Genomic DNA, 12834 nt, shown 5'->3' on the forward strand with positions numbered 1-12834 from the left:
TAAGCTTATTGTTCGGGTGACATCATCTGGATGCCGTGCTCCATGACCTGAAGGGAACTCAGCACAACTTCCTCGTCGCTGAACGAATCAACCTGGCTCCCCGCTACATAACGGGTCTCATGCCCCCGCCCGGTAATGATAATCCTGTCCTGGTCCCCGGCCATCTCGACCGCTCGTTGAATCGCATCTTTGCGGTTCGGCACTACCTCCCAGTTGACGGCATGATGAGAGCTCAAACCTCCGAGCATCTCAGCTATGATCTGCTCCGGGTCCTCGGAGAACGGATTGTCCGTTGTGAACAACACATAATCCGAATAGGATGCTGCAATATCCGCCATGATCGGCCGCTTGAGCCGATCCCGTTCGCCCCGACAGCCCATCACGCATATCATTTTGCCCGAGGTAATTTCTTTAGCGGACAGCAAGGTTGCCTTGAGCCCATCCGGATTATGGGCATAATCTACAACTACGCGAAAACTCCTGTCTGTCTTTATTTCTTGAAAACGTCCATGAACACCTGCAAAATCCTGAAGACTGTTCCTGATTTCTTGGATCGGAATCCCTTCGAGCAGACAGGTAGTAATGGCCGCCAGCGCATTGTACACGTTGTGTACGCCATAAACCTTCATAGTGAAGTCGCTACTCCCCCATGGCGTCTCTACAATAAATCGGCAGCCGTCGCCGGTATTTTGAATATGCAGAGCACGAACATCCGCCGGGTTATGAATGCCGTATGTCACAATCTGTGCGGATGTACGCTTCCCGTAATAGGATGAGGCCGCATCATCAGCATTCAGCACCACTTTTTTCTGCATGTCACGATCACTGTTGCCTAGTTGGGTGAATAGCAGTTCCTTCGTATTGCGATAACTCTCCATGTTCTGATGGAAATCGAGATGATCATGGGACAGGTTTGTAAAAACAACGGTCTGAAAATCACACCCCCGCACTCTTCCCATATCCAGTCCATGCGAGGACACTTCCAACACGCCATACGTGCCGCCATGCGCGACCATCGCATGAAAATATCGCTGCAGCTGGATCGTATCCGGCGTGGTATTCAACGTTTTCTCTACATGATCTCCGATTTTCATATAGAGAGTACCAATAATTCCTGTTTTGCGGTTGGAATCATTCAGCACCTTATCAACCATATGTGTTGTTGTTGTTTTGCCGTTCGTCCCCGTAATCCCGATCAATTTCAGCTGCTCGGTAGGATTACCGAAAAAGGAGTTGGCTAAAATGGGAAGCACCCTTCTTGTATCCGGCACAGTAATCCGCGTAATGTTCCCGGGAAGCTCCGGAAGCTCCTTCTCAGCCATAATGGCAACAGCACCGTTCTGTATCGCATGCTCGATATAATCATGGCCGTCTACATTAAATCCCGGAACGCAGACAAACAATCCGCCAGGTCTGATGGCTCTTGAATCCGTATCGAGATTCGTGATTTCCACAGCAGTGCTGCCTGTAATTGTCTTAAGAATCAGCCGCTCCGTCAGTGATTTCAGGTTCATGTAGGGTACCTCATCTCGTGATGTAATCCATTCAAGGTCCGTTGTGATATTAAGGCGTAGAATTCACGACGATGTATCGTTTTAAACCAGCGTTTCTTATTAACCTAACCAAGCCAGCCCGTTATGAAACAAGAATATGATGACTGGAAGAGATAACCATGTTACGCTGGAAGTAAGCGGTTGCAATTCCAATATCGAATATCGATACCAGCCGCTCATATGAACATCAGATTCACTTATTCGTTCTGTTATTTTCATCACTGCTTGAAAGGAGAATAATCGATGGGACCATTCACCGACGATTTACTTCAAAACAAAGTCGTATTGATCACAGGAGGCGCAACCGGACTGGGACGTGCCATGGGCGAGAAGTTCGCACAGCTTGGCGCCAAGCTGGCCATATGCGGACGCCGGGAGGAGGTTCTGCAGCAGACGGCTGATGAGCTAAGGCAATTGGGATGCGAGGTATGGCATCAGACCTGTGATGTACGGGATCCTGCGCAGATCACAGCACTAGTCGATGCAGCAGAATTGCATTATGGAGGCATTGATGTGCTTGTGAACAATGCGGCTGGCAATTTTATCAGCCCGACTGAACGTCTTTCGCCACGAGCGGTGGATGCTGTGTTAAATATCGTGCTTCATGGAACTTTCTACACGACCCTTGAGGTTGGCAAGCGCTGGATCGAGCAGGGGAAAAACGGAACGATGCTCAACATTGTCACTACCTACGCTTCAACAGGCTCAGGGTACGTGGTCCCTTCCGCAGCTGCGAAAGCGGGAGTGCTCGCTCTTACCCGATCCTTAGCTGTGGAATGGGCCTCATACGGTATTCGTCAAGTAGCCATTGCGCCCGGACCGTTCCCAACTGAAGGCGCATGGTCAAGATTATCGCCGACGCCGGAGCTTGAGCAGAAAATGATCGACCGCACTCCCCCTGCGACGCGTTGGCGACGCGGAGGAATTGGCCAACCTGGCCGCCTTTCTCATCTCGGATTATGCCGGCTATATTAATGGGGACGTCATCACCATTGATGGCGGCGAATGGCTGAGGGGTGCAGGCCAGTTCAATGACCTGTCAGAAGTAACCCATGAGCAGTGGGATCGACTGGCCGAGCTGACGCGAAAAGGAAAATAATCTCACAAAAAAAACAACGAGCGACCGAGTAAACTACCATCGACGTGCTTGCGGAAAAACAGAACCCGCTTGGGGGGATGTTCTTCTTGCAGCTACCGAAATTTTTACCTTCGCCTGAAAATGATAGAATTCCGACATGCTAAACAGCCCCTTGCCTGGAGTATAAACATTCCTATTCCAGGCAAGGGGCTTATTGTTTATCTAATGATTACTCATAAGAATCTACTAGTACGGCATAGACGATGCCGGGTCCGTGAACGCCGATCGTCAGATCATTCTCGATATCGGCAGAACGGCTGGGACCCGAGATGAAATGGATGCCGGCAGGAAGCTGCTCACGTCCGCCTTGATCAAACTGAACCAGAATCTCGCCTAAACGGGTATACATCCGATCGACAGGAATGACGGCAATCAGCACCGTGGGCAGCAGGCTGACCGACCTTCCTTTATGCGGGGCAGATTTCACCGTAATCGAACCCGTGTAGGCCGCTGCATAATCAGCCATCACCACGCCAAAATCGGCCTTCGCGGCGACAGCTCTCCAGTCCGTGTCGGCAGCTTTGTTCCAGGAGAGAATCATGGCCTCCGGCAAACTCTTTTCAAGTTCTAAAAGGTCCAGAGCCTCTTCCCGTTGACGAAGAATCGTGGCCGCACTCATCTCCAGTGCCTTATCTCGAATAAACCGTCTTACCTCTTCACGATTGCTTACCCTGACCGCATGGCCTCCGGCCGCTTCAAAGTTCGCGGTAAATTGCGTAATCTTCTCTTCCAGCGGCCACTGGAATTCATGCCAGAAATCAGGCGCACCGCGAAAAGGATGCTCCGGAGCTGACCGAACGCGGTCTCTTCCCAGCTTCGCGGCAATCCCATCCATGAACAACTCCTGTTTCTTGCGCGAGCGTTCTTCCAGTTGGCTTAACCACCCGCCGTCTGCATGGTTACCCATGGGAGTCCTCCCCCTTTCGCGACTTCTGCTGCTGAAGCCGTTCCTTCAATCGGTTTGCGATTTCAGGCTCCATCTGCCCGGAGGTTCGGCGGATATCCCGCTCCATCTCCGGCCACCGATCCCGGAAGGACTGCTTAGGAAGACTCGGGGTCACTCGGTACGAGTTCCATCCTTTCAACGGGCCGATCCGTGTCCGAATCTCCCCGTTTCGAACGACAAACTTCTGCCCCCATTTCCCCAGGGATACCACGCTGCGATAACGTTTGGCATTACCCATTATCGCGGAGAAGCCCTTCATCCCCATGGCTTCCAGCTTGTCACCCCGTCCGGCCTCAATCTTTCTTCGCCGTAAGGATACCAGCATATCGTGGAGCGGAATCTTCACAGGACATGCCTCATAACATGCTCCGCACAGACTCGATGCGTTGGCGATATCATCCCATTCCGCGACATTCTTGTTTAACGCCGGAGTCAATACGGCACCGATCGGACCGCTGTAGGTGCCTCCGTATGCGTGACCGCCAATATGGCGATATACGGGACAGGCGTTCAGGCATGCGCCGCAGCGAATGCAGTTGAGCAGCTCCTGGAATTCCGGATCGCCGAGCTGGAGAGAACGCCCATTATCGATGATGATAATATGCATTTCATCAGGTCCATCGGCGTCCAGCTCTCTCTTGGGACCACTGATTCCAGACATATAGACTGTCAGCTTCTGGCCGGTCGCTGACCGCGGGAGCAAGGTGGCCATCACTTCCAGGTCAGCCCATGACGGGATGATCCGCTCCATTCCCATAAGCGTTATTTGCGTCTTGGGCACGGTGGTCACCATCCGGGCATTGCCTTCGTTCTCGAACAATACCATCGATCCCGTCTCGGCAATTGCAAAATTACAGCCCGTCATGCCAATATCCGCTTCGAGAAACTTCTCGCGCAGCTTCATTCGTACAAAACCTGCCATGATCGCCGTGTCGGGCGGCAGCGTTTCGCCCGCCTCCTCAGACAGAAGCTCTGCGATCTGATAACGGTTCTTGTGGATCGCAGGGATGATGATATGGGATGGGGTTTCATCCGCAAGCTGAATAATGTACTCGCCGAGGTCCGTTTCCACGGCCTCCACGCCGATGGAATCCAGTGCTTTGTTCAAATGCAGCTCCTCGGACACCATCGATTTGGACTTTACGACGGACTTGGCGGACTTGTGCTCCGCGATCTGCAGGGATAGCGCGACCGCTTCCTCCGCCGTCTCCGCAAAGTGGACATGAGCCCCGTTCGCCCTGGCCTGTTCAGCAAACTCATTCAAATAGTAATCCAGGTGAGCGATGGTATGAAGCCGGATTTGACGTCCTCGCTCCCTCCACTCATCCCAGTTACCATGCTCCTCCGACGCCAGCTTTTTGCCAAGCCGCAGCCGCTCTGTTGTAAACTTCACCGCATTGCGCAGAAATTCGTTGTTCAGAGCGTAACCTGCACGTTCCTTAACCGAATGCGCTTTCGATTCAGCTGTGTTCATGCACGCTCACCCCCTCGTACAGAAGTTCGGCCAAGTGCTTGACCTGCACCTTCTCGCCCCGATGACGCAAATTGCCGGCAATATTCATCAGGCAGGCCATATCAAGACCGACCAGCACGGTCGCTTCCGTCTCCAGCACATGATCGCTTTTCTCGGTGACCATGGCTCCCGAAATATCCGCCATCTTCACGGCAAACGTGCCTCCGAACCCGCAGCAATCCTCTGCAAAAGGCAGCGGTACAAGCTCCAGCCCCTTCACCTGATTCAACAGCTTCATCGGTTCATCCTTAACGCCCAGCAGACGGCTGCCGTGACAGGAGGGATGGTAGGTTACCTTTTGCGGATAAACGGCTCCCACATCAGTCACACCGAGCACATCGACAAGGAACTGGGTAAACTCATAGGATTTGAATTGAAGCGCTTTCGCTTTTTTCAGGTAGAGGGGATCGTCCTTGAACAGATCCGGATAATGATGAATCATATAGGTGCAGGAACCGGAAGGGGAAACAACGAAGTCACTATCTTCGAAAGCGTCGAGAATCGTCCTCGCGCTTATTCGTGCATCCTCCCAGTAACCGCTGTTATAGGCCGGCTGACCGCAGCAGGTCTGAATTTCCGGGAATTCCAAATGAACACCGTACCTGGCCAGCAGCCTTGCCATGGATTCAGCCACCCGCGGGAACAAGGCATCACTGAGGCAAGTAACAAACAACGAAATCTTCATGATTTTCACCCCGCTATCATCAGGATATGGACCGATTGATCGGTCTCTGGCAAGAACCCCCCGACCTCGGGGGGATTCCAATGTTGATGTCCATTCGCTGCTCTACACAGATTGAATGGTGATGCCTAAAGCTCGATAAGGATCGGCTTCCTCTTCCGTTAATCTCCTATCCGTAATAATCAGATTCACTTGAGACAAGTCGGCCACCTGGGCAAAAGCCTGAGCACCGAATTTGCTGGCATCGGCAAGCACAATGGTCTCATCCGTCATTCCAATCATTTTATGCTTTATTCTGGCCTGAAGCTCGTTGGATTCGCTAAGTCCCCTGTCCAGGTGCACGCCCTTGCAGGACAGAAAGGCTTTATCCACGTAATAAGCATCAAGAGAGCGTTCCGCAAGCGGACCGACAAAGGACAACGAGCGGTGTGCCAGAATGCCGCCGGTAGATATAACCTGGACGCGCTCCTTGGTGCTTAGCTCGGCAGCCACCTTGATTGAATTCGTCAATACCGTAATCGGAATATCCGGTATGATTTTTGCCATATACCAGGCCGTTGAGCTGGCATCAAGCAAGATACGGTCATTCGGATGGATTCGCTTGACCGCTTCCTCCGCAATGCGCTGCTTCTCCAGCGCATTCATGATTTCCCGTTCAGCATACGGTATCTCCGGCTGCGAGCGCTGAATTTCCGGTTGATCCTTCACACTAACCGCCCCTCCATGGGAACGGCGCAGGCGTCCTGCTTGCTCCAGCCTGTCAAGGTCACGGCGAATCGTTTCCTCCGTTACGCCGCATAGCTGACTCAGCTCGGAGACGCGGATGCTCCCTCTTTCGTTGACCAACTGTACTATTTTCTCATATCGTTCTGCAACCAGCATATTACCGCCCATCCTTACTATTCGATATATTCTATCTCTTCCGGGTCAGCTGACCAAACACACCACAGGCATCCTCCCATAGTGGAGTATCCTCGGGCTCGTAAGTCTTGACCGGGAATGATTCCCTAATAACGGCACGAGCCTCCCATATATCGGACAACTCGCCCTGTGCAATCCACTGCACAGCCATATTGCCAATGGCGCTGCCCTCTACAGGTCCAGCCCATACAGGCTTGCCGATGGCATTCGCCGTCCACTGGCATAATGTTTCATTATGAATGCCACCGCCTACCATATGCAACCCTTGAAATTTCTGTCCGGACAATTCCTCGGTCAAATCCAGCACATAACGGTACTGCATGGCCAAACTCTCCATGATGCAGCGCACGATGGCACCTTCACCTTGCGGAATGCGCTGGTTGGTGCGAGCCGCATACTCCCTTACCCGCTTCGGCATGTCTCCAGCCGGGAGGAATAAGGGATCGTCCGGATCAATGAAACATGCAAAAGCAGGTGCTGCATCCGCCATCTTAACCAATTCGGGGTACGAGTAGGATAACCCTTCCCGCTCCCAGGTCCGCTGGCACTCCTGCAGAATCCACAGACCCATGATGTTCTTGAGCAGCCGGTAAGTACCGTATGCCCCTCCCTCATTCGTGAAGTTCAGCTCTCTGGCCCGTTCATGAATGGCAGGCTGCTCCACCTCTGTTCCCATCAACGACCAGGTACCGCAGCTTAAGTAAGCAAATGACCGATCCAGTGCCGGTACCGCCACCACGGCGGATGCCGTATCATGCTCGGCAACCGTATAAACCGGAACGGACGCGATCCCCAGCTCCTCTGTTACGGAAGATCTCAAAGATCCAACGGGGGTGCCGGGTTGAACGACTGGATGAAACATCCCATGAGGTATATGCAAAGAATTCATCAGATAATGATCCCAGCTGCCTGAAACCGGATTATACAGCTGCGTCGTGGTAGCATTCGTAAACTCATTAGCCATCTCACCGGTCAAGAAGTAGCGCAGCAGATCGGGAATCATCAAGAACCGCTCCGCTTCTTGAAGCAGATAAGGCTTCTGCTGCCGGATTGAGGCCAGCTGATAAATGGTGTTAAACGGGAGGAACTGAATCCCCGTCCGTTCAAAAATCTCGGAAGGCGGCACGCTTTTCATGACCTGTTCCATCACACCGTCCGTGTGCGTATCGCGATAATGATACGGATTCGTCATAAGCTCGCCATTCCGATCCACAAGACCGTAATCCACCGCCCAGGTATCGATGCCTATGCTTGTCGGCAGTCCGTGCTGCCCTTTCGCCCGCAGCAAGCCCTGCTTCATCTCATGATAAATCCGGAGAACGTCCCATTGTAAGCGGTTGCCAACTCGAACAGGGTCATTCGGAAATCGGTGGATTTCCTTCACTTCAATGGTTCGGCTGCTTAACTGCCCCAGCATAGCTCTTCCGCTGCTTGCTCCAATATCAAATGCAAGAACGCTCAACGTTCTCTAGCCTCCTTGTCAGATCAATTTCCACTGCCCGACACAACGATGATTGCATAAAAAATGATCCTGCTCTACTTATGACCCGAAGCGCTTCAGTAATACGTCCTGCTCATACCGCTTCACTTCGGATAACCATTCTTCCCTGACGGGTACCCCCATGCGTTCGCAGTAGTAATCCCACACCGCTCCAAAGGGATAGGATTTAAACTCTTCCATAAACGCAAGACGGGTTGTGTAATCACCCTCAAGCTCGGCTTGCTTCAGCGTCTCGGTCGGTTCGAGCTTGGCACGAAGCAGCGCCTTAATCGTATTGCGAGTACCGATAACCCAAGCGGCAATGCGGTTAATGCTTGCATCGAAAAAGTCCAGCCCGATATGGGTGACACCAAGCAAGTCATTACGCACAAGCTCGCGTCCAATTTCAATTAACTCATCATCCATAATGACAACATGGTCACTGTCCCACCGCATCGGCCGGCTTACATGAAGGAGGAGCCCTTCCGTAAAGAGCGCGAGTGAGGACAGCTTTCCGGCAATGCCTTCGGTTGGGTGGAAATGACCTGCGTCAAGGCAAATCAGCTTATTATTCTGAATGCCGTACCCCATATAAAATTCATGGGAGCCGACAACGTAAGCCTCGGAGCCCAACCCGAACAGCTTGCTCTCTACGGCATCGAGGTTCCAGTCTGGATTGATCTCCTCGGCAAAAATCTCATCCAGCGATGCCTTCAGCCGTTGTCTGGGCGCTAAACGATCAACCGGTATGTCTTTATAACCATCCGGGATCCAGATGTTGGTCACGCAGGTCTGACCCAGCTGTTCACCAAAATAAGCCCCGATTCTGCGTGAAGCCTTGCAATGGTCAATCCAGAATTGGCGAATAGCCGGATCGGCATGGCTTAGCGTAAAACCGTCCCTCGACTTGTCGTGGGAGAAGCAGGTTGGATTAAAATCAAGCCCGATTCCCTGTACTTTGGCCCAATCCACCCAGGACTGAAAATGCTTGGGCTCCAGCTGATCCAAATCCACCGATTCCTCGGTGTCCGCATATATGGCATGGAGGTTCACCTTATGCGATCCCGGAATAAGCGACATCGCTTTTTCCAGATCGGCCCGAAGCTGCTCCGGCGTTCCTGCTGCGCCGGGATACTCGCCGGTTACGGAAATCCCGCCAGACAGCTCCTGATCCCGGAACAGAAATCCGCGAACATCGTCTCCTTGCCAGCAATGGATGGAGATTTTGATACGTTCAAGCTCCGTCAAGATTTCATCTACCTGGATGCCATGCTGCTCATAGAGCTTTTTCGCTTCTTCATAATTCCTTGCAACATCCTGCCTCATCTCATAACCCCCCGCTTGAATGAGGATCGCCGGGTCATAAGAGACCCAGCGCCCGATTATATGAAATATGATATCATCATGATTCCTTGTGGATCGCGTATGTGCATGTGCTTCTATCCAAATTAACGAGTAAATGCAGCCGGCACTCCGCCGTCAATGGTCAGCATGCAGCCGGTTGTCTTCGAGGATCTCGAAGAAGCGAAGTAAGCAATGCCTTCGGCAATGTCTTGCGGATATATATTCACAAGAAGAGTCGTGCGTTTACGGTAATGCTCCTCCAGTTGATCCGGTTCAATTCCATAGGCTGCCGCCCGCTCATTTCTCCAGTTCGAGTTCCATATTGCAGACCCTTGCAGAATCGCGTCAGGCAGAATCGTGTTGACTCGGATTCCGTATTCCCCGCCTTCAGCAGCAATGCAGCGGGCCAGATGCGCCTCCAGTGCTTTCGCGGAGCTGTATGCGGTCACGTTTTTCCCGGCATAGACGGAGTTTTTCGAGCCAACAAACACCATGCTTCCGCCGACGCCCTGTACCTTCATTAATTTAAAGGCTTCTCGGGCTACAAGGAAATACCCCGTCCCCAGAACGTTCATGTTCAGGTTCCATTCCTTCAGGCTAGTCTCATCAAACGGACTGGATGTTGCAAGGCCCGCGTTATTGATAATGATATCAACGCCGCCATAGGTTATTGCCGTTTCACGATAGGCGCGTTGAACCGCCTCTTCATCGGTTACATCCATTTTAACAGCAAACGCCCGATGATCTCCGTATTTTGCATTAATCTCCTCGGCAACCTGCTGCGCTCCTTCTAAATTTAAATCGGCCAGCACAACATGCGCTCCCCCGGACACCAATCGACGGGCCGTTGCACTGCCGATCCCGCCTGCCCCGCCTGTGACGAAGGCAACCTGACGGGAGAACTCCGTCTCGGCAGGAGCGAGGGACAATTTGTACAGCTCAAGCGGCCAGTACTCTACATTGTAAGATTCATTCTCGCTCAGGGACACAAAATCACCCAGTGCCGTCGCCCCCCGCATAACCGCAATCGCCCGATGGTACAGGGCACCGCTGACTTGCGACATTGCCCAGCTCTTGCCGGTATTAATCATCCCGATTCCAGGAATAAGAATGACGCGCGGAGCTGCTTCGAACATAACATCACCTTCATGGCGGTTTCGTTCAAAGTACGCTTTATACTGCTCTTTGTAGTCTGCAATGCCTTCAATCAGCTTCGCCTTAAGGCCTTCCACATCGTCAGCATCCGGTGTCCAATCGATGAAGAGGGGAACAACCTTGGTATGGACCAGATGGTCTGGGCATGCCGCTCCGACCTGGGATAGCTTGGGGGCATCGCTGCCGCCGACAAAGTCCAGCACATCGTCCTGATCGTCAAAAGACAGGATCATCTTCTTGACGTCACTCACAGCACCACGAACGGCAGGCATCACCTCTGCCGCAATGCTGCGGCGTACCTCAGAGGCCAACGGGGCAAATTTGCGCCCGCCAAACAGCTTGTCGTTGTTAACTCGGGCTTCGATGAAAGCCTCTGCTTCGCTAATGATACGAATTGTTTGCGCATAACATGCCTCAGAGGTATCTCCCCAGGTTACGAGACCGTGCTTCTCCATGAGAACAAGCTCAGCTTGGGGATTCGCCAGCACCCCTTCCGCAATCATCTTCGACAGTGTGAACCCGGGTCGTACATACGGAACCCATACGAATCGGTCGCCAAAGATTTCTTGGGCCAGTTCCTTGCCGTTATGAGCGCAGCATAAGCTGATGATGGCATCGGGATGCGTATGATCCACATGCCGGAACGGCAAGAACGCATGCAGCAGCGTTTCAATGGAAGCGCGAGGATGCTTGGCATCCACCATGCAGTGGCCCAGATAAGCCACCATTTCCTCATCGGACATCGATTCCCTCTCGAACAATGGCCGAATATCCTCCAGTCGCAAGCCTGTGAAATTGCCCGATTTCATGGTTGCAAGGTCGGAGCCGCTGCCCTTCACATACATGACCTCTACATCTTTGCCTCGGAAATCCTGAATCGTGGTTTTGCTGGATGTGTTGCCGCCGCCCCAATTGCAGACGCGCCGATCCGCCCCAATCAAATTGGAACGGTATACAAGCTCATCCAATGTATTTTGTGTCTGCTGCGCTGTAGATTGTTCCCATAAGCTCTGAACCATGAAGTTTCCCCTCCGATTGACCATATGAATTTGCTTTCATTTGATTCCTATATTAACATTTCCGTTTATGTTTGAATAGTGTGTTTTTCAAAAATAAACAAAGATCATTTATCTGTTTTTTTTGTTTTGTTATTTAATACACGTTCCTCTGAAAACAAAAAAAAGCAGCTCCGCTGGAGATGCCTCCATACCGAGCTGCTGTGTAATAGAGCTATGATTTATCCGCGCCTGCGGATTGCGCCATTTGATCAGCTTTTTCAATCCCTTCAATCAGCGCATCGCGAAATGCGATTTCATCGTCGTTAATATATCCCCTAAATACAACCTCCGATATATCCTCATGGTTAAAAAAGATGTTGGAATCCTTCGTCAGATTGCCATGAGGGTAGAAGCAGGCGACATAATCCCAACGCTTCAACGTCTTGGAGTCATTCTGCATCCGCCCATATATCATCAGCGTCTGACCCCATTCCTTGAATTTGACCACCGAGCCTATCGGCAGCAGCTGCTGTTCCATGATTATCAACCCTTCATTATGTTTTTGCCTGCCCAATAAACCAACGAAACTACAAGCGGGACTCCCACCAGGTAGGATATACAGATCACTGCCTTTTCCGCGGCCGCATATTCCGCATTCAGTAAATTGGGAACAACCGTGCCGAGCACGCCTACTATGCCAATGACCGTCATTATGTATTTGAACTTCCTCTGTCTATCGTTCATCGGCACTCTGCCTCCTTTTACTTAACCGATACAGATCCGCCCAATCCGAACAGGCTGATGCCTGGACCTATTGGAATATGGAAACGCACGCCACTCTCACCGATTTCTGCGGATCCTCCGACAACGCCGAGTGATGCCGATCCTCCGATATTCAGCGATTTATCGCTCCAAGGCAGCGGAACCTTAAAGCCTCCTTCATATTTGGTGATGGTTCCTTCTGCACCGACACTAAGTGTTCCATCTTCCACGGAGGCTCCAAGCTCAGCACTCATCAAGCTGACCGATCCGTTGGCATAGGCGGTGTCAAAGCCCGCTTCAACGATCGATCCGCTCATTTGAGCTCCTTCGTGAAGGCTTGCG

The 12834-nt window shown here is 51.9% G+C and carries 11 protein-coding genes and 1 pseudogene; 1 reads left to right on the forward strand and 11 read right to left on the reverse strand.

All coding sequences use genetic code 11. The features are described 5' to 3' along the window. Positions 1-5: 5 nt before the first annotated feature. Entirely contained in the window at positions 6-1514 is a 1509-nt protein-coding gene (locus PVOR_RS18895; protein ID WP_006211045.1) for a UDP-N-acetylmuramoyl-L-alanyl-D-glutamate--2,6-diaminopimelate ligase, read from the reverse strand. A gap of 282 nt (positions 1515-1796) precedes the next feature. Here PVOR_RS18895 and PVOR_RS18900 point away from each other — a divergent pair. Continuing rightward, positions 1797-2652 (forward strand): annotated as a pseudogene (locus PVOR_RS18900) (SDR family oxidoreductase). Positions 2653-2860: 208 nt separating this feature from the next. Here PVOR_RS18900 and PVOR_RS18905 read toward each other — a convergent pair. From PVOR_RS18905 to PVOR_RS31065, 10 genes are all read right to left on the reverse strand, one after another. Next, positions 2861-3598: a LutC/YkgG family protein gene (locus tag PVOR_RS18905; protein ID WP_006211048.1), complete on the reverse strand. Its 738-nt coding sequence runs from the start codon at positions 3596-3598 to the stop codon at positions 2861-2863. Continuing rightward, positions 3591-5111 carry a LutB/LldF family L-lactate oxidation iron-sulfur protein gene (locus PVOR_RS18910; RefSeq protein ID WP_006211049.1) on the reverse strand — a complete coding sequence of 507 codons (1521 nt, stop codon included), beginning with the start codon at positions 5109-5111 and terminating at the stop codon, positions 3591-3593. Before PVOR_RS18910 ends, PVOR_RS18905 begins: the two co-directional genes overlap by 8 nt. Then, positions 5098-5835, reverse strand: a complete 738-nt coding sequence (locus PVOR_RS18915) for a (Fe-S)-binding protein (protein ID WP_006211050.1) — start codon at positions 5833-5835, stop codon at positions 5098-5100. The genes PVOR_RS18910 and PVOR_RS18915 overlap by 14 nt, the downstream gene beginning before the upstream one ends. Positions 5836-5937: 102 nt before the next feature. Beyond that, on the reverse strand, positions 5938-6714 hold the full coding sequence (locus tag PVOR_RS18920) for a DeoR/GlpR family DNA-binding transcription regulator (protein ID WP_006211051.1): 777 nt from the start codon (positions 6712-6714) through the stop codon (positions 5938-5940). 31 nt (positions 6715-6745) lie between these two features. Next, entirely contained in the window at positions 6746-8215 is a 1470-nt protein-coding gene (locus PVOR_RS18925) for a rhamnulokinase (protein WP_006211052.1), read from the reverse strand. A 78-nt stretch (positions 8216-8293) separates the two neighbouring features. Continuing rightward, a complete protein-coding gene (gene rhaA / locus PVOR_RS18930) occupies positions 8294-9559 on the reverse strand; it encodes an L-rhamnose isomerase (RefSeq protein WP_006211053.1) in 1266 nt (421 codons plus the stop codon). Between the two features lie 122 nt (positions 9560-9681). Continuing rightward, positions 9682-11751 carry a bifunctional rhamnulose-1-phosphate aldolase/short-chain dehydrogenase gene (locus PVOR_RS18935; RefSeq protein ID WP_006211054.1) on the reverse strand — a complete coding sequence of 690 codons (2070 nt, stop codon included), beginning with the start codon at positions 11749-11751 and terminating at the stop codon, positions 9682-9684. Between the two features lie 211 nt (positions 11752-11962). Next, on the reverse strand, positions 11963-12268 hold the full coding sequence (locus tag PVOR_RS18940; protein ID WP_006211055.1) for a DUF4176 domain-containing protein: 306 nt from the start codon (positions 12266-12268) through the stop codon (positions 11963-11965). A 5-nt stretch (positions 12269-12273) separates the two neighbouring features. Further along, positions 12274-12474, reverse strand: coding sequence for a hypothetical protein (locus PVOR_RS18945; protein ID WP_006211056.1), 201 nt, complete (start codon positions 12472-12474; stop codon positions 12274-12276). 17 nt (positions 12475-12491) lie between these two features. Continuing rightward, entirely contained in the window at positions 12492-12809 is a 318-nt protein-coding gene (locus tag PVOR_RS31065) for a hypothetical protein (RefSeq protein ID WP_006211057.1), read from the reverse strand. Between the last annotated feature and the right edge of the window lie 25 nt (positions 12810-12834).

Source organism: Paenibacillus vortex V453, assembly GCF_000193415.1.
Classification (GTDB): domain Bacteria; phylum Bacillota; class Bacilli; order Paenibacillales; family Paenibacillaceae; genus Paenibacillus_AQ; species Paenibacillus_AQ glucanolyticus.